Origin of the sequence: Nocardia sp. NPDC127579 (genome assembly GCF_042672005.1) — a bacterium.
Classification (GTDB): domain Bacteria; phylum Actinomycetota; class Actinomycetes; order Mycobacteriales; family Mycobacteriaceae; genus Nocardia.
Window position 1 is genome coordinate 485,125 of the sequence record NZ_JBHXVZ010000004.1, and the last position, 25,417, is coordinate 510,541.

At 69.9% G+C, this 25,417-nt stretch carries 22 protein-coding genes and 1 riboswitch; of the genes, 16 read left to right on the forward strand and 6 right to left on the reverse strand.

Annotated features, from left to right (window positions below; genetic code table 11):
- Nucleotides 1-2 precede the first annotated feature (2 nt).
- Complete coding sequence (locus tag ACFVMC_RS17655; protein WP_379211396.1) at nt 3-1,658, reverse strand: ABC transporter substrate-binding protein; 1,656 nt, start codon at nt 1,656-1,658, stop codon at nt 3-5.
- An 8-nt stretch (nt 1,659-1,666) separates the two neighbouring features.
- Nucleotides 1,667-1,761, reverse strand: a riboswitch (SAM riboswitch).
- Between the two features lie 207 nt (nt 1,762-1,968).
- Here ACFVMC_RS17655 and ACFVMC_RS17660 point away from each other — a divergent pair.
- On the forward strand, nt 1,969-2,688 hold the full coding sequence (locus tag ACFVMC_RS17660; RefSeq protein ID WP_379211397.1) for a hypothetical protein: 720 nt from the start codon (nt 1,969-1,971) through the stop codon (nt 2,686-2,688).
- A gap of 76 nt (nt 2,689-2,764) precedes the next feature.
- On the opposite strand, the gene ACFVMC_RS17665 is transcribed toward ACFVMC_RS17660, so the two are convergent.
- The 5 genes from ACFVMC_RS17665 to ACFVMC_RS17685 form a co-directional block, all read right to left on the reverse strand.
- Nucleotides 2,765-3,937 (reverse strand): glycosyltransferase, encoded by a 1,173-nt coding sequence (locus ACFVMC_RS17665; protein WP_379211561.1) that lies wholly within the window; start codon nt 3,935-3,937, stop codon nt 2,765-2,767.
- A 47-nt stretch (nt 3,938-3,984) separates the two neighbouring features.
- Nucleotides 3,985-4,725 (reverse strand): LppM family (lipo)protein, encoded by a 741-nt coding sequence (locus tag ACFVMC_RS17670; RefSeq protein WP_379211398.1) that lies wholly within the window; start codon nt 4,723-4,725, stop codon nt 3,985-3,987.
- A 91-nt stretch (nt 4,726-4,816) separates the two neighbouring features.
- Complete coding sequence (locus ACFVMC_RS17675; RefSeq protein WP_379211563.1) at nt 4,817-5,623, reverse strand: carotenoid biosynthesis protein; 807 nt, start codon at nt 5,621-5,623, stop codon at nt 4,817-4,819.
- A gap of 72 nt (nt 5,624-5,695) precedes the next feature.
- Nucleotides 5,696-7,273, reverse strand: a complete 1,578-nt coding sequence (locus ACFVMC_RS17680; protein ID WP_379211400.1) for a phytoene desaturase family protein — start codon at nt 7,271-7,273, stop codon at nt 5,696-5,698.
- Nucleotides 7,270-7,887 (reverse strand): GNAT family N-acetyltransferase, encoded by a 618-nt coding sequence (locus ACFVMC_RS17685; protein ID WP_379211402.1) that lies wholly within the window; start codon nt 7,885-7,887, stop codon nt 7,270-7,272. Before ACFVMC_RS17685 ends, ACFVMC_RS17680 begins: the two co-directional genes overlap by 4 nt.
- A 137-nt stretch (nt 7,888-8,024) precedes the next feature.
- Here ACFVMC_RS17685 and ACFVMC_RS17690 point away from each other — a divergent pair, with 137 nt between their 5' ends.
- From ACFVMC_RS17690 to ACFVMC_RS17760, 15 genes are all read left to right on the forward strand, one after another.
- Nucleotides 8,025-8,465: an SAV_6107 family HEPN domain-containing protein gene (locus ACFVMC_RS17690; protein WP_379211404.1), complete on the forward strand. Its 441-nt coding sequence runs from the start codon at nt 8,025-8,027 to the stop codon at nt 8,463-8,465.
- A gap of 147 nt (nt 8,466-8,612) precedes the next feature.
- Entirely contained in the window at nt 8,613-9,026 is a 414-nt protein-coding gene (locus ACFVMC_RS17695) for a DUF3040 domain-containing protein (protein WP_379211406.1), read from the forward strand.
- A gap of 387 nt (nt 9,027-9,413) precedes the next feature.
- Nucleotides 9,414-9,845 (forward strand): division/cell wall cluster transcriptional repressor MraZ, encoded by a 432-nt coding sequence (gene mraZ / locus ACFVMC_RS17700; RefSeq protein WP_379211408.1) that lies wholly within the window; start codon nt 9,414-9,416, stop codon nt 9,843-9,845.
- Nucleotides 9,846-10,028: 183 nt separating this feature from the next.
- Entirely contained in the window at nt 10,029-11,030 is a 1,002-nt protein-coding gene (gene rsmH / locus ACFVMC_RS17705; RefSeq protein WP_379211410.1) for a 16S rRNA (cytosine(1402)-N(4))-methyltransferase RsmH, read from the forward strand.
- Nucleotides 11,027-12,007, forward strand: a complete 981-nt coding sequence (locus ACFVMC_RS17710; protein WP_379211412.1) for a hypothetical protein — start codon at nt 11,027-11,029, stop codon at nt 12,005-12,007. The genes rsmH and ACFVMC_RS17710 overlap by 4 nt, the downstream gene beginning before the upstream one ends.
- Entirely contained in the window at nt 12,004-13,899 is a 1,896-nt protein-coding gene (locus ACFVMC_RS17715; RefSeq protein WP_379211413.1) for a peptidoglycan D,D-transpeptidase FtsI family protein, read from the forward strand. The genes ACFVMC_RS17710 and ACFVMC_RS17715 overlap by 4 nt, the downstream gene beginning before the upstream one ends.
- 442 nt (nt 13,900-14,341) lie before the next feature.
- On the forward strand, nt 14,342-14,554 hold the full coding sequence (locus ACFVMC_RS17720) for a hypothetical protein (protein ID WP_379211414.1): 213 nt from the start codon (nt 14,342-14,344) through the stop codon (nt 14,552-14,554).
- Nucleotides 14,555-14,795: 241 nt separating this feature from the next.
- On the forward strand, nt 14,796-16,397 hold the full coding sequence (locus ACFVMC_RS17725; protein ID WP_379211416.1) for a UDP-N-acetylmuramoyl-L-alanyl-D-glutamate--2,6-diaminopimelate ligase: 1,602 nt from the start codon (nt 14,796-14,798) through the stop codon (nt 16,395-16,397).
- Nucleotides 16,394-17,911, forward strand: a complete 1,518-nt coding sequence (murF, locus tag ACFVMC_RS17730; protein ID WP_379211417.1) for a UDP-N-acetylmuramoyl-tripeptide--D-alanyl-D-alanine ligase — start codon at nt 16,394-16,396, stop codon at nt 17,909-17,911. The genes ACFVMC_RS17725 and murF overlap by 4 nt, the downstream gene beginning before the upstream one ends.
- Nucleotides 17,908-18,984, forward strand: coding sequence for a phospho-N-acetylmuramoyl-pentapeptide-transferase (gene mraY / locus ACFVMC_RS17735; protein ID WP_379211419.1), 1,077 nt, complete (start codon nt 17,908-17,910; stop codon nt 18,982-18,984). Before murF ends, mraY begins: the two co-directional genes overlap by 4 nt.
- A gap of 49 nt (nt 18,985-19,033) precedes the next feature.
- Nucleotides 19,034-20,473, forward strand: coding sequence for a UDP-N-acetylmuramoyl-L-alanine--D-glutamate ligase (gene murD, locus ACFVMC_RS17740; RefSeq protein ID WP_379211564.1), 1,440 nt, complete (start codon nt 19,034-19,036; stop codon nt 20,471-20,473).
- Nucleotides 20,470-21,903 carry a putative lipid II flippase FtsW gene (gene ftsW / locus ACFVMC_RS17745; RefSeq protein ID WP_379211420.1) on the forward strand — a complete coding sequence of 478 codons (1,434 nt, stop codon included), beginning with the start codon at nt 20,470-20,472 and terminating at the stop codon, nt 21,901-21,903. The genes murD and ftsW overlap by 4 nt, the downstream gene beginning before the upstream one ends.
- A 2-nt stretch (nt 21,904-21,905) precedes the next feature.
- On the forward strand, nt 21,906-23,060 hold the full coding sequence (gene murG / locus ACFVMC_RS17750) for an undecaprenyldiphospho-muramoylpentapeptide beta-N-acetylglucosaminyltransferase (RefSeq protein ID WP_379211566.1): 1,155 nt from the start codon (nt 21,906-21,908) through the stop codon (nt 23,058-23,060).
- Between the two features lie 44 nt (nt 23,061-23,104).
- Entirely contained in the window at nt 23,105-24,544 is a 1,440-nt protein-coding gene (gene murC / locus ACFVMC_RS17755; RefSeq protein WP_379211568.1) for a UDP-N-acetylmuramate--L-alanine ligase, read from the forward strand.
- Between the two features lie 3 nt (nt 24,545-24,547).
- Entirely contained in the window at nt 24,548-25,234 is a 687-nt protein-coding gene (locus ACFVMC_RS17760; RefSeq protein ID WP_379211422.1) for a cell division protein FtsQ/DivIB, read from the forward strand.
- Nucleotides 25,235-25,417: the final 183 nt, after the last annotated feature.

Sequence of the window (25,417 nt, forward strand, 5' to 3'; positions counted from 1 at the left end):
GGTCAGCGCTCGCTCAGCCAGGCGTCGAAGAACTGGAGTCGCGCGGACGCCTCGAATTTCAGGTCGTGCAGCGTGTGTGCGGCCCCGATCGCCTGGGACAGTTCCACGGTCGGGATCCACAGCCCCGCGTCCAGCACGCGCTCCTGCGCGGTGCCGATCAGGGCGAGCCGCGCGGCCTGGTCCCCGGCGCTCAACTGTCCCTCCAGGATGTCGTCGAGTGCTGGAATACGTTCGCGCACATTGAGATTGCGTCCCTGCACCGTGAAGGCGTTGCGGAGGATGTCGCCGTCCGCGCGCGTGGTGTTGTAGTAGTAGGTGTCGTAGTCCTTGGCGTTCTGCCGCGCCGTGGTCTCGGCCAGCGAGACCAGATCCAGCCGCAATTCCACCCCGACCTGGCGCAGCTGCTGCTGCACCAGCTCCAGGATCGCCTTGTTGCCCGCGAACACCTGGGTGAACACCACGCCGAAGCTGAGCCGCTCGCCGCCACGCACCCGGATACCGTCGCCGCCCGGCACCCAGCCCGCCTGATCGAGCAGGGCGCGGGCGCGGGCCGGATCGTGCGCCAGCCGCGCCGACAGATTCTGATAGCCGGGTGTGGTACTGGCCAGCGCGCTGGTCGCGGGCTTGAACTGCGGGCCGAGCACGGTGTCGACCAGCTGCTGGCGGTCGATCGCGGGCAGCAGCGCCTGGCGCACCAGCGGATCGCGCAGCGGGCCGCGTGTCAGATTGGGCTGGAGGCCGAACGGGATGCCGGGGTTCGGGGCGGTGAGCAGGCGCGCGTCGGCCGCCTCCAGTAGCGGCAGGTCCTGGGGCAGCGCGTCGCTGATCGCATCCAGCTGCCCGGAGGTGAGGCTGCCGGTGCGCACGCCGGACTCCGGGACGACGGTGAACTCGATGCCGTCCAGGTAGGCCTCGCCCTGGTGTGCGAAAACCGCGGAGCCCCAGGCATATCCGGCTCGCTTGCGCAGTGTGGCCGACACGTCCTGCCGATAGGCGGTGTACACGAACGGTCCCGATCCGACATTGCTGCCGTCGCACCGCTGCTCGGCGGGTTTCGCGGTGGTGGCCGCGCCCTGAATGCCCAGTTGCGGCGTCGAAGTCGCCTGGAGGAACTGTGCGTTGGGTTTGCTGAACTCGACCCGTGCGGTCAGCCGGTCCACCGCCGTGGTGCCGACGTAGTTCACCAGATACCCGTTGCCGAGCGGGGCCTTGGCCGCGCCGAGCCGCACGATCGAATCGAAGGTCTCGCGCACCGACTCTGCGGTGAGCGCAGTGCCGTCGCTGAAGGTGACGTCGTCGGCGAGGCGGAAGGTGAACACCGTGGCGTCGGGACTCGCCTCCCAGCTGCGCGCCAGCCAGGGGCGCAACGCGCCGGAGGCCGGATCCTGATCGGTCAGCGAGTCGACGATCTGCCGGGTGACGTAGAGCGTCTGGTTGCTGCCCGCCTGCGCGGGGTCCGAGCACGACGCCGCCTGGGACAGGCCGTAGCGCAGCGTGCCGCCGGGCCGCGGGGGACCCGCGTCGGCCCGGGTGCCGCCGGCGTCGCCGCCGCAGGCGACCACGGTGCCGGCGAGGGCCAGCAGGCCGGTGACGGTGGCGAGGCGATGACGGGTGCGGATCACGGTGGTACTCCGGGGAATTCGGCGCGGGCGACGCATCGGTAGGTCCTCCATCGGTCCTGGCGGAAGCACCCGCACCCGGCGCGCCGGGGGGTTGCTGCGATGTCGGCGAGCCAGGTCTCTCGATCGCTCTGGATGGTTGCCGGACCATCATGGGTAGCAGGCGATCTCGGTGACAAGAGTAGAAATCACGGTGAGCGCAGTGCTGGTCACCAGCGGCGGGAGGGCGGATTATGGTCCGGACCCCGCTCTACGGTCCGCACGCCGCCGACATCGGAAATACCAAGTTTTCGGAGTTTGCGGGCGTACCGTTGAACCTCCGCTCGTTCCGCCGTCGAGGAGGTTCGCAGTGCCCGTTCAACTCGATGCCTCCCGTGCGCGGAGGTCGCTCGGCCGGCTCGCCGCGCTCGTCGCCATGGCCACCGTCACCGCGATCGGCCCCGCCGCCGCGACTCCGGAGCACCCGGTTGCCTCGATCGACGACGCGTCCGTCGCGTTCGACCTGCCGCGCGGGGCGGTGGCCCGCCCGGGTGCCGCCGGTCCCGCGGTCGCCGCCCTGGAAGCCCTCGGCGTGACCCCGTTCCTCTATCCGACGGCCACCCTGTGCGACGACACGGGCCTGGCCCTGGACGACCCCGCCCTCGCCGGTGCGGTATCGGGCCCGTGGCCTGTCCACACGCTCACCATCCCGGGCCTGGACCTGACCGCGGTCGAGACCGGTCAGACCTTGTTCGCCTTCGTCCCCGCCGCCTCCGACGATGCCGAGGATCCCACCCTGCGCGTCGCCTGGCTCAATATCTCCACCGGCGACGGCGGCCTGGCCGCCCTGGGCCCGCTCACCGACGTCTTCGCCCACATGGTGTCACCCGGCGTACCCGACCTGCTACGCCCGCTGGCCGAACAGGCTGTCCGCGAACTCTTCACCGCCACCGTCCCCGACACCGGCGTCCGCGCCGTCCCGGTCGACACCGGCAGCGGCACCGTCCTGGCCGCGGTATTCGGCAGTTCCCGCACCGATACCCGGACCTGCTTCTACCTTCCGACCATCGGCATCGTCGATGTGCCGTGACGGGCGCGGCCGCCGCCACCGGGAACCGACCCGGGCGATCGGTGGCAGGTAGGCCCGCGCGCGACGAGACCGATCCTCAGTCCGGTGGCTGTCGTAGCCGACGGCCTTTCCACACCAGGTTGCCCAGTCGACGGGCTCGGTGGGATCGCAGGGAGAGCATCACATACGCGCCTACCGAGACCGGATGGGCCAGTGCGGCAAGAGCATCCGTGCGCGTGAGGCCGGTCGCGGTTTCGGTGGACCGGGCCAGGAGACGACCGGCGACGGCCGCCGCGTAACCGGCGAACCCGATCCGGCGGGTCCGGCCGGAACCGCCGAGGGCGACCAGTGGCGGCACCCAATAGGCCAGGACGGCAATGGCTCCCACGGCCAGCGCGGCGAATGGTGAACCGCCGTAGGCGGACCAGAGCCAGCGGGTGTAGCCCGCGTCGAGTTCGGTGGCACCCCGATACATTCGGGTCTCGGCCTGTCTTCCGGCCGCGACCAGTGCGGTGTGGCGGCCGCCGCGCCGCAGGGCGCGCGCGATATCGAGATCCTCGGTCGGGCTGGCGGCGATCGCGCCGTGGCCGCCGACGGCGCGGTAGGCGGCGGTGTCGAAGACCAGGAACTGACCACACGCGAGGGCCATCGACGGTCTGCGCGTGCGATTGGCCACGGTGACCGGCAGCGTGGTGGCCCAGGACCAGCAGAGCAGCGGCTGGACCAAGGCCTCGGCGGTCGAGCCGACCCGCTGGGCGGGCCACGGCGACACCAACGCCACCTCGCGCCTGCGCAATTCGTGCACGGCGGCGGCGATCGCCCCCGGGCCGAGCCGCACGTCGGCATCGAGGAAAACCAGCGCCGCGGTGTCCACGAGATCGGCGAGCCGGGCGCAAGCGGCCGCCTTCCCGGTCCAGCCGGGCGCGGGTTCGTCCTCGGATCGGATCATCAGGAAACGAGGATCACTCCCGATCGCGGCCGCGGCCGCGGGGCCGGTGCCGTCGGCGGACCCGTCATCGAGGATCAGCACGCGCAGGTCGGCGACACCGAGTTGCGCACGCAGGTCACCGATCAGCGCGGGCAGCCGGTCTGCCTCGTCACGCGCCGGGATGCACACGGTGACCGGCTCGACGATTGTGATCCCCACGGCCAGCCGGCGCACGGCGACCCGGTTGTACAGCGCCACACCGAAACCGGTCAGCGCGATTCCGGTCCCCGCCAGCGCGAGCCGATCGGCTACCGCGCGCGGCGATGTCCGGCCTCGATACATTTGCGGGCCGACTTCGACCATCGTCGTCAACCGATTGCCGTGACGGGTCAGCTGCCTTCCTTCACCATGCGCCACCACTCGTTCAGCGAGAACCGTTCGGTGCCCGGCGCGGGCGGGTTGCGATTCATGTAGGCCATGGCGGCGACGATGGCGGCGACCGCCAGGGTGATGCCGCCGACGATGCCCGCCCAGCCGGCGAACGAACGGGTATTGGGGTCGGCGTAGCTGACCTCGGCCCGGATCGTGGACACGTCACCGGGCGGCAGCTTCCAGGAGACGGTGGAGTCGTCGTCGCGATTGCCGTTGGTCTTGGCGACGCGCGCCGGGAACGCCACCGTGAACTGCACATCGGAACCGTGCGGCGGCACCGATTTCAGATCCACGCGCCCGTTCAGGCTGACCAGATCGCCGGTGCGCTGCAGGGTCAGCTGGAACATGCCCTGGGTCTGCTCGGAGAGCGCGCCGAGCTGGGTCACCTCGCCGAAGGACAAATCCTCGAAGAAGACCTTGCTGCCCACATAGCCGTCCTGGTTGTAGGTCTCGACCCGCACCTTGCCCACCAGCGCCTCGGGCGCGGTCAGTTGCGGCCCTTTGTCGTTGGCATCGGCCGGGACCACCGCGGCCACGATCCGCCCGGACACCCGGTCGTTCGACGACACACCCATCGATACCTGGACACGCAGGCAAGCGGCCAGCATCGGCACGAGCAGCGCGGCCAGCACGACCGCCCCCGTTATCCGCAGGCCGGTGCGGCGCGGTGGTACCGGGGCATCGGGTTCAGTGGTCATCGGGCTAGGTTGCACGGCTCACATGGTGCCAGGCCCGACCCCGCATTAGCCACGCGACAACCCGAAGCCGGGTGCGTCGATCGGGTCGCGGTCACCGATTCCGGACAAGTCGCCGCAGCAACGGGATACCGAGCAGCCCCATCCCCGCCGCCCCGTACAGCGCCGATGCGGGCAGGCCGAGGAACGCCGCGTGCGCGAGCGCCGAACCGAGCCAGGTCCACAGGAATACCGCCACCGGCACCGCGATCGATGCCGAGCGCACCACCCTGCGCCGCTCCCACAGCGTGAGCAGACCGGCCATCACGATCCCGACCGCGAACCAGCCCGCGTAGTTCGTCCACGGAATCCCCGCCAGCCCCGGCAATCCCGATCCCGTGTCGCACCATCGCCACTGCCCGTCCGCCACCATCTGCGGATCCAGGAACAGATCCCACCCCACCGCCCCGAGCGCCGTCAGCCCGATCCGCGCCGCGACCACACCGCGCCCGGTGACCGCATCGCGCCCGGTCGTCAGTAGCCCCGCCACCACCCAGATCGGATACAGCCCGCCGGTCCAGGCGAGCGGCACCAGCAGCGGAACCCCGCCCACCGCGGGCCCGATCCGATCGACGGCATAGTCGTAGCACCCGAACGGATACCCGGTCGCCACCCCCACCATCTCCGCGACCAGCCCCACCCCCGACACGATCACCAGAAACCCGCCCGCATAACCCAGCCCACGCGCGAGGGCCGCATGCGCCAGCGCCACCCCGGCCGACAACAGCACAACGGCCACCGTCACCCGATCCCGCGCCGCCCCGGAGGTCAGCGGATATCCGATCTGCGCCAGCACCAGCAGCGCGGCCACGATGATCGGAACGAGTTCGATACCGCTGAACCGACGCGACCGTGTTCTCAGCACGGAAACCGTGCCCCCGCGTGGGTACCAGTCACCGCGCGGCCCGCCGGTCCGGCGACCGGACAGCGCCCGTCACCCGCGCCGCCGGCCGAAGCGTCCGCGCCGGGTCGCGCGCAAGGCGAGTCGGGCGGCGCTGCGGCCGCTGGCCCCGGAGACGCCGCCTCCGGGGTGGGTCGATGCGCCGGTGAGGTACAGGCCGGGTGCGCCGGGGACCCGCTGGCCGGAGAGTTCGGGGAGCGGCCGCCACATCATCATCTGGTCCAGCGACATCTCCACGTGCATCACATTGCCGCCGCGCAACCCCATCTCGCGTTCCAGATCGACGGGTGTCTGCACGTAGCGCCGCACTACCGTGTCGGCGAATCCGGGTGCGTACGAGTCCACTTCGGCGATGATCCGGTCCGCTTCGGTCTCGGCGTGCGCGGCCCAGTCGCTGCCGTCGGCCAGCCGGTAGGGGTGCCACTGCGACCACAGCGAGAGCTGATGCTCCCCGGCGGGGGCGATGCTCGGATCGAGCGCGCTGAAACTCATGGCCAGCACCACCGGCCGGGGCGGCAGGTCACCGGCCAGCGCCGCGCCGTGCGCCCGCCGCAGCTGCGCGCGATCGGAGACCAGGAACTGCAAACCGTGCGCCGACTCCGCGGCGGAGGCGCCGGGATACCGCGGCAGCGCGCTGGTGGCCACCCGCACCACCATGCCGATCCCGGGACCGACCCGGATGCGCTGCGCCCAGTCGTCGAGCGGTTCGCGGTCGAATCCGCCCGCCCGCAGCAGATCCAGGGTGGTGAGAATATGCGTGCCCGCGATCACGGTGCCCGCCTTCAGGTTTCGGCCCGAGGCGGTGCGCACCCGCCAGCCCTCGCCGTGGCGGCGCAGCTCGGTGACGGCGTCGCCGGTGCTGATCGTGCCGCCGTCGGCGCGCAGCCGCGCGGCCAGCGCCTGGGTCAGCGCGCCGCTGCCGCCGACCGCGCGCCCGGGCGGCAGTTTGTGCATGAGCGCGGCGAACCCGACCATCGGCGCGGTGCCCGGTTCCGACATCGGCGGCCCGGACTGCGCGCCGAACCAGGCCAGCGACGCCTTGAGCCGCTCGTCGCGAAAGTAGCTGTCCAGCAGCGCGTCACCGGGCTGCAGGAATTCCCGCGACAGGGCGCTGCCGCCGTCGCGCGCGTCCAGGCCCCAGAACGAGCGCAGCAGCCGCCCCGGCGTGGAGCGCCCGCCGAACGCGCGCATCACCCGATCGCTGCGCTCACCCCAGACATCGGCGAAACGCCGGTAGGCGATGGCGTCGTGCGGTCCGCAGGCCGCGGCGATGGACGCGCAGGTGCGATCCAGCGCGTGATGGAAGACGATCGGCGGCGCGCCGTTCGCCCCGGGGGTGAACCCCCACGGGTCGCAATCGATATAGCGGAGCCCGAAATTCGCGAGCTCGAGCTCCTCGACGATCCCCGTGTGGCGCACCATGATGTGCGCGGAGGACCCGCGATCGACCAGGTGCCCGGGGAAACGCTCGACGGTGGACACCGCCCCGCCGATCACCTCGTCGCGCTCGAGCACTTCCACCCGCTGTCCGGCCCGCGCCAGATAGCAGGCCGCGACGAGCGCGTTGTGGCCCGACCCGAGCACCAGTACGGGCGCGCCGTCCGCGGTCATAACGGCAGTCGCCGCCCCAGCACCGCGAACGGGCGATTGTCGCCCGCGAACACGAAGTCGCGCACCACGTCGAGGAACCCTTCTCGTCGGTACAGCCGCCAGGCTCGATTGTCCTCTCCGGGCACCTCGGGCGTCGACAGCAGCACCGCGGCCTCGGGCCGATCGCGCAGCAGCCGGGTCAGCAGCAGGCCGCCGAGCCCCTGGCCCTGGGCCGCGGGGTGGACGTGCAGTTCGGTCAATTCGAAGTAGTCCGAGAGCAGTTGGCGCGTGGTGTGCTCGGGCCAGGCGTTGCGCCGCATCCCGGTGTGTACCTGCTGATGCCACCACTGGTGCGCCGCGCCGCTGTAGCCGTAGGCGATCGCCAGCAGCGGTGACGTGCGCAGGTCGACGTGTCCGTCGTCGTCGGGACGGAAAGCGGCCACGGCCTGCCAACCGGGGCGGGTGGTGTGCTCGGTCCACATCGGGGCGCGATGGTTCTCGGTGCCGTGCGGATAGCCCATCGCGGCCACGTACACCGAGAGCGCGTCGGGTAATCGGTAGCGCAGCTCGGTCACCGACAGGTCGACGACGACGGGTGCGGGTGCGGACTTGTGTGCGGGTTTGACGGCAGTCATGAACTCTCGGACGGAAAGTTGTCGGTGGGTGTCCCTATATTCAAGCGTAATTCAAACGTTCGAATGCCTGTTCGGTCCGCGCGGTGGGTGCAGAGCACTCCGGGGCTCCGGGTGTCGAGGAGCGGAGGAATGGGGAGATGTCTTCTCGGATGGAACAGCAGGGCCACCCCGGCCGGGCCGGCACCCTGCTGAAGAGAGCGGACGGGCTGCTCATGGAGGCGGCGGCCGAGCACGATCCGCGGGAGCGGTTCCGTACCGCCTATCTGGCCGCCCTGCGCGGCGCCGGAGCGGTGCTCGCGTTCACCGGCGCCGACGCCGCGCCGCGCGCCCGTTCTCGTAATGCATGGGTGCTGTTGCAGCGCGCCGCGCCCGAGTTCGTCATGTGGGCGGATTATTTCAGCGCCCGCTCGGAGGTGCGGGCGGCCCTGGAGGCGGGGCTGGAGCGTGACGTCGACGATCACGAGGCCGACGAGTTCTATTCGCGGGTGGGAGCATTCCTCCACGATGTGGAAGACATGCTGACCGCGACGTCGCGTTTGCGCCCCGCACCCGGCCTGAACGGCGGGTTGACCGCATAGAGGCCACGCCATGACCACTTAGTTATGCGCGAGTAGGTGGTACGGCTCTGATCGAACTCGTATCATTGGTCTCAGATAGCCGTTAAGGTCGGCTGTCTGTCGCTTACCCGGAAGCGGCAGCCCACGTCTAGTGCCGGGGGAGGTACCGTGCCACTCTCCGAGCACGAGCAGCGCATGCTCGAACAGATCGAGAGCGCGCTCTATGCTGAGGATCCGAAGTTCGCCTCGTCCGTCCGCGGCGGACGTCTTCGTACGACCTCGAGTCGCCGCAGACTCCAGGCCGCGGCCCTGTTCGTCCTCGGTCTGGTTCTGCTCGTCGCCGGCATCGCTTTGCCGAAGCTCGGCGGCTTCCCGATCATCAGCCTGATCGGTTTCATTGTCATGTTCGGAGCAGGCGTTCTGCTGTTGCTCGGCGGATCGAAGGGTGGCGCGGTCGCTTCCGACGCAGCCCCGAGTGATTCCGGCGGCGGCGGTTCGAGCGGGTCCGGGCGCGGCAAGAAGGCCGGCGGGTTCTCCGAACGCATGGAAGATCGCTTCCGGAGACGATTCGAACAAGAATGAGTCGCCGTAAGGCGGGCTCGATCATCTGAACATCAGCAGCGGCGTCGCACCGAACAGGTGCGACGTCGCTGTCTCATGTCCGCGTGTTTCCGTGTGCCCGCGCCGGCCCCGATCCGCTCCACCGCGCCCCACCGGATCCACCCACTCCGCCCCACGCTCGTGGCGGTTGCTGGGTGTTTCCGGGCGAGCCGTCATGTCCGCACCGCGTGTCGGCGGAACACGCGAAAGCTCTCCACCACTGTGATAGCTGTAATGACCTGCGGAATCGTCGAACCGGGGAGGGAGATCACCACGGTATTCGATTGAAAGTGGGGGAAAGTGGGGTAATGTGGAGCGCGCACTACAGGAGAGGCCATCCAGGCGAGGTGATCCAGTAGGGAGGTACCGGTGTTTCTCGGTACCTACACACCTCGGCTGGACGACAAGGGGCGACTCACGTTGCCTGCGAAGTTTCGAGACGATCTGGCGGGAGGGTTGATGGTCACGAAAGGCCAGGACCACAGCCTTGCCGTCTACCCCAGGGAAGAGTTCACCGCGCTCGCTCGCCGGGCCGCGGCGGCGTCTCGAAGCAACCCGCAGGCGCGCGCGTTCGTCCGGGCGCTCGCCGCCGGTACGGATGAACAACGTCTGGATGCGCAGGGCCGGATCGTGTTGTCCGCCGAGCATCGTCGCTACGCGAACCTGGACAAGGATTGCGTGGTGATCGGCTCGGTCGACTTCCTCGAAATATGGGATAAGCAGGCGTGGGAGTCCTACCTCGCCGAGAACGAGGAGGATTACGCGCAAGCGAGAGACGAGTCGCTGGGCGGAATCTTCTAGCCCCGAAACGAGTGCCACGCGGCCTCTGCCCGGACGCGGACCCTGACGTACTTCCCCGACGCCAGGTGCCGAGGTTCGGTCAGAGACCACGCGGCATTCGTTTTCCGACAGCAGCTTTCTCCAACCCATGCCGCCGGGCCTTAGGCGGTGCGCAACGATGCGAGGCAGATCCGGGAGGTCGAGGTGAACCCAGAACAGCGCTCACCCGCCGCGTCTGCCGAAGGGCCCCGCCACGTTCCCGTGCTGCTGCGGCGTGCCGACGAGTTACTCGGCCCCGCCCTCGCCGAGCCCGGTGCCGTATATATCGACGCCACACTCGGATTGGGCGGGCACGCCGAGCACTTTCTGCGCACCTACCCGCAGTCCCGGCTGGTCGGGCTTGATCGCGACACCAACGCACTCGAGCTCGCGGCCGCGCGCCTGCGTCCGTTCGAGGATCGGATCACGTTGGTGCACACCCGCTATGACGGCATTGCCGCCGCCCTGGCGCAGGCGGGTCTGCCGGCGACCGGCACGGTGAGCGCGATCCTGATGGATCTGGGCGTTTCCTCCATGCAGCTGGACGAGGCCGATCGCGGCTTCGCCTACTCGGTGGACGCCCCGCTGGACATGCGAATGGACCCGACCTCCGGCCTCACCGCCGCCGATGTGCTCAACACCTACAGCCATGGTGATCTCGCCCGGGTGCTGAAAACCTATGGTGAGGAACGGTTCGCGGGCAAGATCGCCTCCGCGGTGCTGAAGCGGCGGGAGCGCAAGCCGTTCGAAACCAGCGCCGAGCTGGTCGAGCTGCTCTACGCGACCATTCCCGCGGCCACCCGCCGTACCGGCGGTCATCCGGCCAAGCGGACCTTCCAGGCGCTGCGCGTCGAGGTGAACAGCGAGCTCGATTCGCTGCGCGCCGCGCTTCCGGCCGCCCTGGACGCACTGCGGGTGGGCGGCCGCATCGTGATCATGTCGTACCAGTCGCTGGAAGACCGGGTCGTGAAACAGGAACTGGCGCCGCGGATCACCTCGCGGACGCCGGTCGACCTGCCGGTCGAACTGCCCGGCATGGGTCCGGAGTTCCGGATGCTCACCCGCGGTGCCGAGAAGGCGACCGAGCGGGAGATCGAGGAGAACCCACGGGCGGCTCCCGTGCGCATGCGGGCCGCCGAACGGATTCAGGAGACGGAGGGGAAATGACGACTACAGCGCCGCGTAGCGGCTCCCTGGGGGGCGGACGCGCGACGAGTGGGCGGGTCAGAGATCGCGTCACCCAGCAGCCGGGTCGGGTCGCCCGGCGGGTGCACGACGCGGACCAGGTGAAATCCACTCGGAGACAGCAGGACACGGAGTCGCCGGGGCGGGTTGGTGCTCGGGGACGGCAGGCGGCGGAGCCGCCGGGGCGGGTAAGTACCGCGGCGCAGCGCGCGTACGCCAAGCGCAAGGGCCGCGCGGAAACCAAGGAGCAGACCTCGCCGAAGCTGCCGTCGCGGCGCGGTTCGGTGATGGCCACGCGGATCCCGTTCGTGGCGGCGATCATCGCCCTGCTCGGCTGCGGGCTCGCGCTCACGCTGCTGCTGACCACCCGTGCCGCCGAGGACAGCTACCAGCTCAGCGACGCCCGCTCGCTCAATCGCAAACTCTCCGACGAACGTGCCGGCTTGCAGCGCGAGGTGGAGGCCGCCGACTCGGCGCCCGAACTCGCCGCGCGCGCCCGGGAACTCGGCATGATCCCGGCCAAGGATCCGGCCCGGTTGGTCATCGCGCCGGACGGCACCGTCACCGTGGTCGGCGAGCCGACGCCCGCGCAGGGCGCGCCCGTGCCACCGCTGAACACCTCGCCCGCGGCGCCCGTTCCGATGCCGCACGCGCAGGCGCACGGCGAGCGGGTCGTCCCGGTTGCGCCGCCGCGGACACCCGGCCAGACCAGTGACCAGGCCGGGGGCGCTACGGCGCACACCAGCGCGACGCCGAGTCCCGCGCCCGCCGCGTCGAATCCGGCCCAGCAGGCCGCGCCCGATACGGCCGTGGTGCCGGGCACCTCGGTCGCGCCGAGCCCGGTACCGTCGCCGATCGTCGCGCCGCCGGTCGCCCCGGCTCCGCAGCTGATCGCGGAATCCCCGGTCCCGCAGCCCGCGCCGGCCCCGACGCTCGACCAGCCGGAGGTCGCTCGGTGACTCGCACCGGGCCCGCACCGCGGCAACGCGGCGGGCCGCGGTCGCCTGGCGGTCCGAGACCGCGCAAGCCCGCCGCCGGGGGCCGGGATCAGCCGTTGCGCCTGCGGATCGGGGTCGGCCGGATCGTCATGCTGATCGCGCTGGGCGTGGTGGCGCTGCAACTACTGTGGGTGCAGAGCATCGCCGCGCCGAAGCTGTCCGCGCAGGCGGCGGACCAGCGCACCACGACCGAGCCCGAGATCGCCGTGCGCGGTCCGATCACCGACCGCTACGGCAACAAGCTCGCGTTCACCATCCAGGCGAAGAAACTGCATTTCCAGCCGGTCCGGGTGCGCCAGGAGCTGAAGGACAAGAAGGCCAAGAACGACAAAGCGCCTGATCCGGAGACCAGGTTGCGGGATATCGCCAAGACCATTCACGAGAAGCTGGGCAATCAGGGGCCCTCGGAGTCCGCGCTGCTGGAGAAGTTGCGCAGTGATGAGACCTTCGTCTTTCTCGCGGAGAATGTCGACGCGCGGGTGGCCACGGAGATCCGGGCGAAGTTCCCGGAGGTCGGCGCCGACCCCCAGCCGATGCGGCAGCATCCTGGCGGTTCGCTCGCGGCCAACATCCTCGGCGCCACCGGGTGGGACGGGCACGGCCTCATCGGCCTGGAGTCCTCGCTGGACGCGGTGCTGGCCGGTACCAACGGTTCCCAGACCTACGACCGCGGCTCCGACGGCGCGGTGATCCCGGGGAGCTGGCGTGATCGGCAGCCCGCCGTGAACGGCAATGGCATCGAGCTCACGCTGGACTCGGATCTGCAGTACTACGTACAGCAGCAGGTGCAGCAGGCGCGTGAGATGTCGGGTGCGGGCAGCGCGTCCGCCGTGGTACTCGACGCCAAGTCCGGCCAGGTGCTGGCCATGGCCAACGACAACACGTTCAATCCGGATCTGGGCCCGAAGAACTGGGGCACGGCCAAGCAGAACAACCCGTCGGTGTCGGATGTCTACGAGCCGGGTTCGGTGAACAAGATCGTCACCGCGGCCGCCGCGGTCGAGTACGGGCTCACCAAGCCCGACGAGATACTGCAGGTGCCGGGCCGGATCGATATGGGCGGGGTCACCGTCGCGGATGCCTGGGTGCACGGCACCCAGCCGTTCACCACCACCGGTATCTTCGGCCGGTCCTCCAATGTGGGTACCCTGCTGCTCGCGCAGCGTGTGGGCGAGGATCGGTTCGCGGACATGCTGTACCGGTTCGGGCTCGGACAACGCACCGGTGTCGGCCTGCCCGGCGAGAGCGCTGGACTGGTGCCCGCCCGGGATCAGTGGTCGGGTTCGAGCTTCGCCAATCTTCCGATCGGCCAGGGTCTTTCGATGACCACGTTGCAGATGGCCGGTATGTATCAGGCGATCGCCAACGATGGTGTGCGGATCGCGCCGCGGATCGTCCGGGCGACCGTCGAGCCCGACGGCACCCGCACCGAGGAGACCCAGCCCGAGGGGGTCCGTGTGGTGAGCCCGCAGACCGCGGCGACCCTGCGCCACATGTTCCAGTCGGTCGCGCAGCGCGACCCGCTCGATTCGAACCAGAACGGGACGGGGCCGCAGGCCGCCATCGAGGGCTATCGGATCGCCGGAAAGACCGGTACCGCACAGAAGACCGACCCGGCCTGCCGCTGCTACTCGACCTCGAGCTACACCATCACCTTCGCCGGGATCGCGCCCGCCGACAACCCGCGCTACGTGGTCGCCATCATGCTCGACGACCCGGTCCGCAGCTCCGACGGCAGCGGAGGTCAGTCGGCCGCACCGCTGTTCCACAACATCGCGTCCTGGATGTTGCAGCGCGACCGCGTACCGCCTTCCATCGAGACCCAGGAGCCTTTCGTCCTGGTGGCGGATTGAACGCGCAAAGCCATTGGGACACAACTGGTTCGGATGTACTCACTCCGGTGGTTCGTGATAGATTCGCACTGTCGTGGGAGTTCGACCGGTTTCGGCCGAAGGTATGGGCGGGGTCGTCGTAGCGGGTTGAGTGATATCCGCTTCGAATACCATCATCGAAGGGAAAGAATGTTCGCGAGAGTTTCTGCTGTCACGGCGGCGGACGTGCTCTCGGGTCGGCTGCTGTTCAGGCCCGGCCCACGAACACTCTTGTCCTGAACCACTCTCCCCTCACGACAATCCGACTGCCGCCGTTCGGCTGCACGCTATCCGCGCCAGGAATTGCGCTCGGATACTCGGATCAATCCCGCCACGGTGGGATTTCTGCAACACAAATGAAGGGGTAGAAGACATGTCCAAGCGAATCGCTTCCGGTGCTGCTCGTAGGCGCCTCGCACCGCTGATGTTCGGTGCGGTGCTGGTCGGCGGTGCTGTGGTGGGTGCCGGTTTCGGAGCAGGCACGGCGTCGGCCGACATCAATTGCAACGGCGGCGGCGGTCAGATGACCTGCCATCAGACCGACCCCGCACGCTGCGAGGCCATCATCGATTTCGTGCGCCAGGAAGGCAAACTCATCGAGGTATACGACGCGTGCACGTGGCGCCAGCGCGAGTGATAATCAATACTCGCTCGCTCTGAAACATTGCCCTCATGCTTATCGCATGAGGGCAATGTCGTTGCGGTGAATTCGAAGCGGGCGCGGAAACCATTGCGCGGCATACCGGCACGGTGGGTGCGGCGTGGGACGGACCGAATGGGATCCGAAGGCCGTAGGGTAGGGCTGCCCGGCCACACCGGGATCGGCCGCCGGTAACCTGACACGTCGATCACCACCGACCGAGAGGAGTCTGGTTTCCGTGCAGTCCGGGCAACCACCCGCGTTGCGTCCCGCACACCCACCGGCGACACCGCTGACGGACCTGGCAGCGGGTATCGGGGCGGCATTACGGGGCCAGGCCGGGAACATCACGGTGACCGGGATCGAGCAGCGCTCCAACGCGGTGCGCCCCGGTGACCTGTTCGCGGCACTGCCCGGCGCGCAGGCGCACGGCGCTCGATACGCGGCGGACGCGGTGGCACGCGGGGCGGTGGCAGTGTTCACCGACGCGGCGGGCGCGGAGTCGATCGGCGAGATCGCGGTGCCGGTCCTGGTGTGCGAACAACCCCGCGCGGCGCTGGGTGCGTTGTCGGCGGCCGTCTATGGTCATCCGTCGCGGCGTCTGCGGGTCATCGGGATCACCGGAACCTCCGGCAAGACCACGACCTCCTATCTCGTGGAGGCAGGTCTGGCCGCGGCCGGGCTGTCCACCGCGTTGATCGGCACCATCGAGACCCGCATCGGCGGGCAGCGGGTGCCCAGCGCGCTCACCACCCCCGAGGCGCCGCAACTGCATGCCATGTACGCGCTGATGGTCGAGCAGGGCGTGGACGCGGTCGTCATGGAGGTGTCCAGTCACGCGCTGGCGCTGGGCCGGGTCGACGGTGTCGAGTTCACGGTCGGCGCGTTCACCAACCTCTCCCAGGATCATCTGGATTTCCACGCCGACTTCGAGGACTACTTCGCCGCGAAACGCCGGTTGTTCGCACCGGATTCGCCGGTGGCGGCGCGGGCCGCGGTGATCTGCGTGGACGACGAGTGGGGCCGGCGGCTGGCCGCGGAGCTGGAGGCGCCGATCACCGTGTCCACCGGCGGCATCCAGATGGCCTCCGCGGACTGGGGTTTGGCCGGCGAGATCGTGGCGCGCGGCGCGGAGCAGGAGTTCACCGCCGCCACCCGGCGCGGCGAGATCCCGGTGCGGCTGCGTCTGCCCGGTCGCTACAACGTCGCCAACGCGTTGCTGGCCTTGGCCGTGTGCGCGACGGCCGGTGTACCTGCCGAGGCGGCCGCGGCCGCCCTGGGCGCCGTCGACGTGCCGGGCCGGATGCAGCGGGTGGACGAGGGGCAGGATTTCCTCGCTGTCGTCGACTACGCGCACAAGCCCGCCGCTCTGGAGTCGGTGATCGCCACGCTGCGCGGTCATCTCGAATCCTTGGGCGCCGCAGGCCGTTTGGCGGTCGTGGTGGGCGCGGGCGGCGATCGTGACGCCGGCAAGCGGCCTCTGATGGGCGCGGCCGGCGCACGCGGGGCGGATCTGCTGATCGTCACCGACGACAATCCGCGCAGCGAGGATCCGGCGCGCATCCGTGCGGCCGTTCTCGATGGTGCGCGGGAGATTCCGGACATCGAGCGCGGTGAGGTGCGCGAGATCGGTGACCGCGCCGCGGCGATCGCCGCGGCGATCGAGTGGGCACGTCCCGCCGATGTCGTGCTGGTCGCGGGCAAGGGGCATGAACTCGGCCAGGAGATCGACGGCCACAAGCATCCGTTCGACGACCGGGAGGTGCTGGCGGATGCGTTGCGCCGCAAGGGCTCTCGCGCGGCGAACGGCACCGACGCGGAGGATTTGACGGTTCGATGATCGAGATGACACTGCGGGAGATCGCGGACATCGTGGGCGGAACGCTGCACGACGTGCCCGATCCCGGCGCGCAGGTGACCGGCTCGGTGGAATTCGATTCCCGTGAAATCGGTTCCGGGGACCTGTTCTTGGCGCTGCCCGGCGAACGCTCGGACGGCCACGATTTCGCGGCCGCCGCCGTCGCGGCGGGCGCGGTCGCGGTGCTGGCCGCCCGTCCGGTCGGTGTGCCCGCCATCGTTGTGACACCGAATCCCGGTGCGGCTCGCTCCCGGTCGGTCGCGCTGACCGCCGACGCCGACGGTTCCGGCGCGGCGGTGCTCGGGGCGCTCGCGGCTCTCGCGCACGCCAGCGTGGAAAAGCTCACCGCCACAACCGGACTCACCGTCATCGGGCTCACCGGCTCGTCGGGCAAGACCTCGACCAAGGACCTGATCGCGGCGGTGCTGAGGCCGCTGGGCAGCGTCGTCGCCCCGCCCGGCTCGTTCAACAGCGAACTCGGGCATCCGTGGACCGCGTTGCGCGCCGACGAGCAGACCCGCTTCCTGGTGCTGGAGATGTCCGCGCGCGGACCCGGCCACATCGCCGCGGCGGCCCGGGTCACTCCGCCCGCGGTGGGCGTGGTGCTCAACGTCGGCACCGCACACCTCGGCGAGTTCGGTAGCCGCGAGGCCATCGCGCAGACCAAGGGCGAACTGGTGGAAGCGCTTCCGGCCGACGGGCTGGCCGTGCTGAACGCCGACGATCCGAATGTCGCGGCCATGGTGTCGCGCACCGTCGCCCCGGTCGTGCTGGTCGGGCAGTCCACCGGCGCCGACATCCGCGCCACCGACATCCGGATGGACGCGCAGGCGCGGGCCGGATTCACCCTGCACACACCGCAGGGCAGCATCCCGGTCCAACTCGCCGTGCACGGCGAGCACCAGGTGGGCAACGCGCTGTCGGCGGCCGCTGTCGCCCTGCACTGCGGCGCCGACCTGGCGACCGTCGCCGCCGCGCTGTCCGGCGCCCGCGCCGCCTCGGCCCGCCGCATGGACGTGCGGACCACCGCGGATGGCATCACCGTCGTCAACGACTCCTACAATGCCAACCCCGATTCGGTGAAGGCGGCGCTGAAGGCCTTGGTGACCATGTCCAAGGCCGAGGCGACTCCGAGGCGCAGCTGGGCGGTGCTCGGCGAAATGGGTGAGCTGGGACCGGAATCGGTGATCGAGCACGACGCCATCGGACGGCTGGCGGTGCGCTTGGACGTGGACCGGCTCATCGTGGTCGGCACCGGACGACCGTCCCGCGCGATGCACCAGGGAGCGGTGATGGAAGGCTCTTGGGGCGAGGAGTCGATCCTCGTACCCGATATCGGCGCGGCCATCGCGCTACTCGACGACGAAGTCGAGGCGGGTGATGTGGTGCTGGTCAAAGCGTCGAAGTCGGTCGGCCTGTGGGCCGTCGCCGAACACTTGACCAGCGCGGAACGTGCCGGGAAACGCAGGGGTAGCACGGAGGCCAAGAAGTCGTGAGGCAGATTCTATTCGCGGCAGCGATCGCGCTCGCGGTGTCGATCATGTTGACGCCCTTGCTGATCAAGATGTTCGCCAAGCAGGGTTTCGGTCAGGAGATCCGGGTCGACGGCCCGGCCAGTCACCAGGCCAAGCGCGGCACGCCCACCATGGGCGGTGTCGCCATCCTGATCGGTATGTGGGCCGGTTACCTCGGCTCGCATCTGATCGGCATCATGTACAACGCCGACGGGCCTTCGGCCTCGGCGCTGCTGGTGCTCGGCCTGGCCACCGCGCTGGGCGCGGTCGGCTTCATCGATGATTTCATCAAGATCCGCAAGCAGCGCAACCTCGGGCTGACCGCGGCGGGCAAGTACATCGGCCAGCTCACCGCGGCCGTCGTCTTCGGCGTGCTGGCCCTGCAATTCCGCAACGATCACGGCATCAGCCCGGCCAGCCGGCACCTGTCCTACGTCCGCGATATCGCGACCGTGTCGATGGGCGCGATCATCTTCCTGGTCTGGGTCAGCATCCTGGTTATCGCCTGGTCCAACGCGGTCAACCTGACCGACGGCCTGGACGGCCTGGCGGCCGGCTCGATGAGCCTGGTGCTGGGCGGCTACGTGATCATCACGTTCTGGCAGTACTACCACTCCTGCTCGTTCGAGGTGGAGCGCGGCTGCTACGACGTGCGCGACCCACTGGATCTGGCGCTGGTCTGCGCCTCGGGCGCGGCCGCCTGCATCGGCTTCCTGTGGTGGAATGCCGCGCCCGCCAAGATCTTCATGGGCGACACCGGTTCGCTGGCGCTCGGCGGCATGCTGGCCGGTCTGTCCATCACCACCCGCACCGAGCTGCTGATGGTCGTCATCGGCGCGCTGTTCGTGGCCGAGGCGCTGTCGGTGGTGTTGCAGGTGGCGGTCTATCGCACCACTCGCAATCGATTGTTCAAGATGGCGCCGTTCCATCACCATTTCGAACTCAGTAAATGGGCGGAAACCACGGTGATCATCAGGTTCTGGCTATTGGCCGCGATGGCCTCGGCGGCCGGGCTCGGTTTGTTCTACAGCGAATATCTCTCCAAGGTCGGGTGAAACGAGCGTGGTCGACCATTCTCCGCGGGCCCTGCGTTCACCGGGGCCCATGCTGGAATTCCTGCGTGGCCGTGACGTTCTCGTCGCGGGCTGGGGAGTTTCCGGACGTTCGCTGATCGAACCGCTGCGCGATATCGGCGCGCACCCGGTGGTCACCGACGGCGGCGCGAAGGCGCTCGCCGAGGCCGCCGAGCTCGGGCTCGAGGTCGCCTCCGGTGTCGAACTCGAGTCCGCCGATCTGAGCCGGTTCGCGCTCGTCATCACCAGCCCCGGCTGGCGGCCCGACTCACCGGTGCTGGTCTCCGCGGTCACCGAGGGCATTCCGGTCTGGGGCGACGTCGAATTCGCCTGGTGGGTGGACCAGGCCCGGATCTACGGTCCGGCGCGCAAATGGCTGGTGGTGACCGGCACCAACGGCAAGACCACCACCACTCAGATGACGCACTCCATCCTGCGCGCCGCCGGTATCGCCAGCGTCGCCTGCGGCAATATCGGCCTGCCCATCCTGGATGCGCTGCGTCGCACGCCCGGACCACAGGTGCTGGCCGTCGAGCTGTCCTCGTTCCAGCTGCACTGGGCCCCTTCGGTCCGGCCCGAGGCCGGTGTGGTGCTGAATGTGGCCGAGGATCACCTGGATTGGCACGGCGGCCTGGATGCCTACGCTGCCGCCAAGGCACGCGCCCTGTTCGGCCGGGTCGGTGTCGTCGGCCTGGACGACGCGGTCGCCGCCGCGCTGGCCCGGAAATCCAAGGCGCGCCGCACCGTCGGGTTCCGTATCGGCGTGCCCGCCGACGGCGAACTCGGCGTGGTGGACGGCAAGCTGCTGGATCGCGCCTTCACCAAGGCGGCGATCCTGGCCGAGATCGGCGATATCAGCCCGCCCGGGCCCGCCGGTATCGCCGACGCGCTGGCCGCCGCCGCGCTCACCCGCGCCATCGATGTGGCGCCGCAGTTCGTGCGTGAGGGTCTGGTCGAGCACAAGGTGGGACCGCACCGCGCGGCGTTCGTGCGCGAGCTCGCGGGCGTCGACTTCATCGACGACTCCAAGGCCACCAACCCGCACGCCGCGCGATCCTCGATTCTGGCGCACCCGCAGGTGGTTTGGGTGGCGGGCGGACAGCTCAAGGGCGCGCACGTGGACGATCTGATCGAGGAGATCGCGGACCGTCTGGTCGGTGCGGTGCTGATCGGGTCCGACGCGCCGGTGATCGCGTCCGCGTTGGCGCGACACGCGCCCGATGTCCCGGTCATCGAGGTGTGGGCGGGAGACGATGCACTGATGGATGAGGCGGTGCGGATGGACAAGGCCGATGCCGTGATGGCACAGGCGGTCCGGGCCGCGGCCGGTATGGCCAGTCGTGGCGATACCGTGCTACTCGCTCCGGCGGCCGCGTCGCTGGACATGTTCGCCGACTACACCCATCGCGGCCGCAGCTTCGCCGACGCCGTGCACACACTGGAGGACGGGGACATCGGGCGGCGGCTATGACCACGACCACGACCAAGAGCGGATTCAACGCGCGCTGGGCCGGCGCCTGGCTGGCGCGCCCGCTCGCGTCGTTCCATCTGGTCGTCACCATCGCCACCCTGCTCACCGTGCTGGGTCTGGTCATGGTCCTCTCGGCGTCGTCCGTGGAGGCCTACACCGACGGCGGTTCGGCGTACTCGCTGTTCATCCAGCAGGCCGTGTTCGCCGCCATCGGGTGCTCACTGTTCTATCTGGCGCTGCGGTTGCCGCTGAAACTGCTGCGCCAGTGGTCGTTTCCGCTGTTCGCGCTGTCGGTGCTGGCGCTGGCGCTGGTGCTGATCCCCGGGATCGGCTCCGAAGTGCAGGGCGCGCGGCGCTGGTTCGTGATCGGCCCGATCTCGGTGCAGCCGTCGGAGATCGTCAAGGTGACGCTGGTGATCTGGGGCGCGCACCTGCTCGCCTCCCGGCGCTCCGAGCGGGCGGGACTGAAAGACATTCTGGTGCCGCTGGTTCCGGCCGGTCTGCTGGTCTGCCTGCTGGTGGTGCTGCAACCCAACCTGTCCACCACCATCGCGCTCGGCGTGGTGCTGGCGGCGCTGCTGTGGTTCGGCGGTCTGCCGGTGCGGCTGTTCATCACCATCTGCGTGTCCGGCATGATCGCGGCGGGCATCCTCGCGCTTTCGGCCGGCTACCGTTCGGATCGGGTTCGTTCCTTCTTCAATCCGAGCGCGGATCCGATGGGCAACAACTATCAGGCCCGGCAGGCGCAGTACTCGCTGGCCGACGGCGGGATCTGGGGCCGCGGTCTGGGGCAGAGCCGGGCCAAGTGGAGCTATCTGCCGAACTCGCACAACGACTTCATCTTCGCGATCATCGGCGAGGAGCTCGGGTTCCTCGGCTGCGCGCTGGTGCTCGGCCTGTTCGCGCTGTTCGTCTACACCGGGCTGCGGATCGCGGCCCGCTCGGTCGACCCGTTCCTGCGCCTGCTCACCGCCACGGCCACCACCTGGATCACCGCGCAGGCGCTGATCAATATCGGATACGTGGTGGGGCTGCTGCCGGTGACCGGTCTGCAGCTGCCGCTGGTGTCGGCGGGCGGTTCGTCACTGGCGATCACGCTGTTCATGTTCGGCATCATCGCCAGTGCGGCCCGGCACGAACCCGAGGCGGTGGCGGCGCTGCACGCCGGCGGCGACGGCCGGTTCAGCCGGCTGCTCCGGCTGCCCAAGCCCGAGGTGTACTCGCCCGCGAAGGCGTCCTCGGCGCGCGCTCGCACCGCCGCGAAGGCCCAGCCGCGCAAGCGGCCGCAGCCGCAGCGCGGGCGTCCGCAGCCGCCCGCGCGGCGTCCGCAACCAGGCGCCAGACGCGGTACCGGCTCCCTGCGCTCGACCCGGGCCTGGGAACCGAACTATCCCATGCACCATCCGAGAGAACGAGGTAGAGACAGGTGAGCGTGCCGGATTCACCCACCCCTTCGGCTGCGCCCCCTGCCGCCCCCCTGTCGGTGATCGTGGCCGGCGGCGGCACCGCAGGACACATCGAACCTGCCCTCGCCGTCGCCGACGCACTGCGCCGGCTCGACGAGTCGATCCGGGTGACCGCCCTCGGCACCGCGCGGGGCCTCGAGAAAGATCTGGTGCCCGCGCGCGGGTACCCGCTGGAGCTCATACCGCCGGTGCCGTTGCCGCGCAAGCTCTCCGGTGACCTGCTGCGCCTGCCCGGCCGGGTGCGCGCCTCGGTGGCCGCGACCCGCGCCGTGATCGACCGGGTGGACGCCGATGTGATCGTCGGCTTCGGCGGCTATGTCGCGCTGCCCGCCTATCTGGCCGCGCGCGGCGGGCTGCTCGGGCGTGGACGCCGAGTGCCGGTGGTGGTGCACGAGGCCAACGCCAAGGCCGGGATCGCGAACAAGGTCGGCGCCCGGGGCGCCGCCAGAGTGCTTGCCGCCGTCCCGGATTCGGGTCTGTCAGGTGCGGAGGTGGTCGGCATTCCGGTGCGCGCGTCCATCACCACGCTGGATCGGGCCGCGTTGCGCGCCGAGGCGCGAGCGCACTTCGGGCTGCCCGCCGAGGGCCCGGTGCTGCTGGTGTTCGGCGGTTCGCAGGGTGCGCGCACGCTGAACGAGGCCGTGTCCGGCGCCGCGAAGGAGCTGGCCGCGGCCGGGATCTCGGTGCTGCACGCGCACGGGCCGAAGAACACCCTGTCGCTGCCCGAGACCGACGGCGTCGCGCGGTATGTCGCCGTGCCGTATCTGTCGCGAATGGATCTGGCCTACGCGGCCGCCGACGCGGTGGTGTGCCGATCCGGCGCGATGACCGTCGCCGAGGTATCGGCGGTCGGCCTGCCCGCGGTGTACGTGCCGCTGCCGCATGGCAACGGCGAACAGGAATTGAACGCGCGACCCGTGGTGGCCCAGGACGGTGGCAGAATTGTCGCAGACGGGGACCTGACCCCGGATTACGTGCGCGAGGAGGTCATTCCGCTGCTGCGCGATCCCGCTCGGCTGACCGAGATGGGCCGCGCCGCGGCGGGCGCGGGGCACCGCGACGCCGCCGACGAGGTGGCGCGCATCGTGGCGGCGATCGGACAAGAGAGGCGGGCGCAGTGAGCACACATCGATCGGCTCTGCCACCGGATCTGGCGCGGGTGCACATGGTCGGTATCGGCGGCGCGGGCATGTCCGGCATCGCGCGAATCCTGCTGTCCCGCGGCGGCGAGGTCTCCGGCTCGGACGCCAAGGAGAGCCGAGGCGTGCTCGCCCTGCGCGCCCGCGGCGCGCAGGTTCGGATCGGCCACGACGCCAGCGCCCTCGACCTGCTGCCCGGCGGCCCGACCGTGGTCGTCACCACCTACGCGGCGATCCCGAAGACGAATCCGGAACTGGTCGAGGCGAATCGGCGGCAGATCCCGGTGCTGCTGCGTCCCGCCGTGCTCGCCTCGCTGATGGAGGGGCACCGCAGCCTGCTGGTGTCGGGCACGCACGGCAAGACCTCGACCACCTCGATGCTCATCGTCACCCTGCAGCATTGCGGCTTCGACCCGTCCTTCGCGGTCGGCGGCGAGTTGAACGAGGCGGGCACCAATGCCCACCACGGCACCGGCGACAGCTTCGTGGCCGAGGCCGACGAGAGCGACGGCTCCCTGCTGCAATACTCGCCGGATGTCGCGGTGGTGACCAATATCGAGTCCGATCACCTGGACTTCTTCGGCACACCCGAGGCCTACACCCAGGTCTTCGACGACTTCACCGATCGAATCGTCGACGGCGGCCTGCTGGTGGTGTGCCTGGACGATCCCGGCTCCCGCGAACTGGCCGAACGCGTGGGAGACAAGCTGGCCGCCAAGGGGGTCCGGGTACTCGGCTACGGGTCCGGCGAGCTGCCGGACGCGCCGGTGCCGGTCGGGGTGCGCCTGCACCACTGGGAGCCACGCGACGTCGGCGGCGTAGCGCAATTCCAGCTGTCCGACGAGTCCGCGCCGCGCACCCTGCGGCTGTCGGTGCCGGGCCGCCACATGGCGTTGAACGCGCTCGCGGCGCTGCTGGCCGCGCGGGCCTCCGGCGCCGACGTCGACGAAATCGTCCAGGGTCTGGAGGGTTTCGGCGGGGTGCACCGCCGGTTCCAGTTCGTGGGCCGGGAGAACGGCGTGCGTGTCTTCGACGACTACGCCCACCACCCGACCGAGGTGCGCGCGGTGCTCGGCGCCGCCGCCGAACTCGTGCAGCAGGAGGCGCGGGACGGCGCCCGCTCCCGGCAGGGGCGGGTCATCGTGGTCTTCCAGCCGCATCTCTACAGTCGCACCGCGACCTTCGCCACCGAGTTCGGCGCGGCCTTGAGCCTGGCCGACGAGGTGGTGGTGCTCGATGTGTTCGGCGCGCGGGAGAAGCCGCTGCCCGGCGTCAACGGCGCGCTGGTGGCGCAGGCGGTCACCAAACCCGTGCACTATCAGCCGGATATCTCGCGGGTCGGCCGGCAGGCGGCCGGGCTGGCGCTGCCGGGCGACGTGGTGATCACCATGGGCGCCGGCGATGTGACCATGCTCGGCAGCCAGATTCTCGACGGTCTGCGGGCGCGTCCGCCCTACGGGCGGTGAGCTGTGCGGGAACGGTTGGCGGGGTGGCGACTGGATCGCCGCGCCTGGCTGGTCGGGTTGCTGGGCGTGTGCGTCATCACCGTGATCATGGTGGTGGCCTGGTTCACGCCCGCGCTGGCGGTGCGTGCCGTGCAGATCGAGGGTCTGACGGGAGTGTCCGAACAGGCCGTGCGTGACCAGTTGCGTATTCCCGAGGGCACCTCGATGCTGCGCATGGACACCACCGCCATGGCGCGCCGGGTCGCCGGAATCCCGAAGGTGCACACCGCCCGCGTGCAGCGCAAGTTCCCGTCCACCATCAAGGTGACGGTGACCGAACGGATCCCGGTGCTCTATTTCGACGGCCCCGACGGCGCCCACCTGGTGGACGGCGAGGCGATCGAGTTCGCGGTGGAGGCCGCGGCGATCGGGGTGCCCAAGCTGGTCACCGATCATCCGGGCGGTTCGGATCCGGCCACCGCCGCCGCCGTGGCGGTCCTCCGGATTCTGCCTCCGGCGCTGGTAGCGCAGGTGGGCGAGGTTGTGGCGCGGTCGATTTCGGACATCTCGCTGAATCTGAGCGATGGCCGCACGGTAGTGTGGGGCGGGACGAACGACGCCGAACGCAAGGCACAGGTCGTGTTGCCGCTGTTGACCCAGGAGGGCACGGTGTTCGACGTTTCGAGTCCTAATCTGGTCACGGTAAAGTGAGCGACACCTATTGCGCCCAGCGGTTTTTGGCAGGCCGAGTTCGCTCGGCCGACCAAGATCGGGTGCAGGGGGCAACTGTCCACGATAAAACCTGTGGTGCGCCTCGGCGACCGGGATCACCAAGATTCTGGGATTCGTCTCGGCGCGCCTGCGGGCGTATCGCGGCGGCTGCGAATAGCGTTC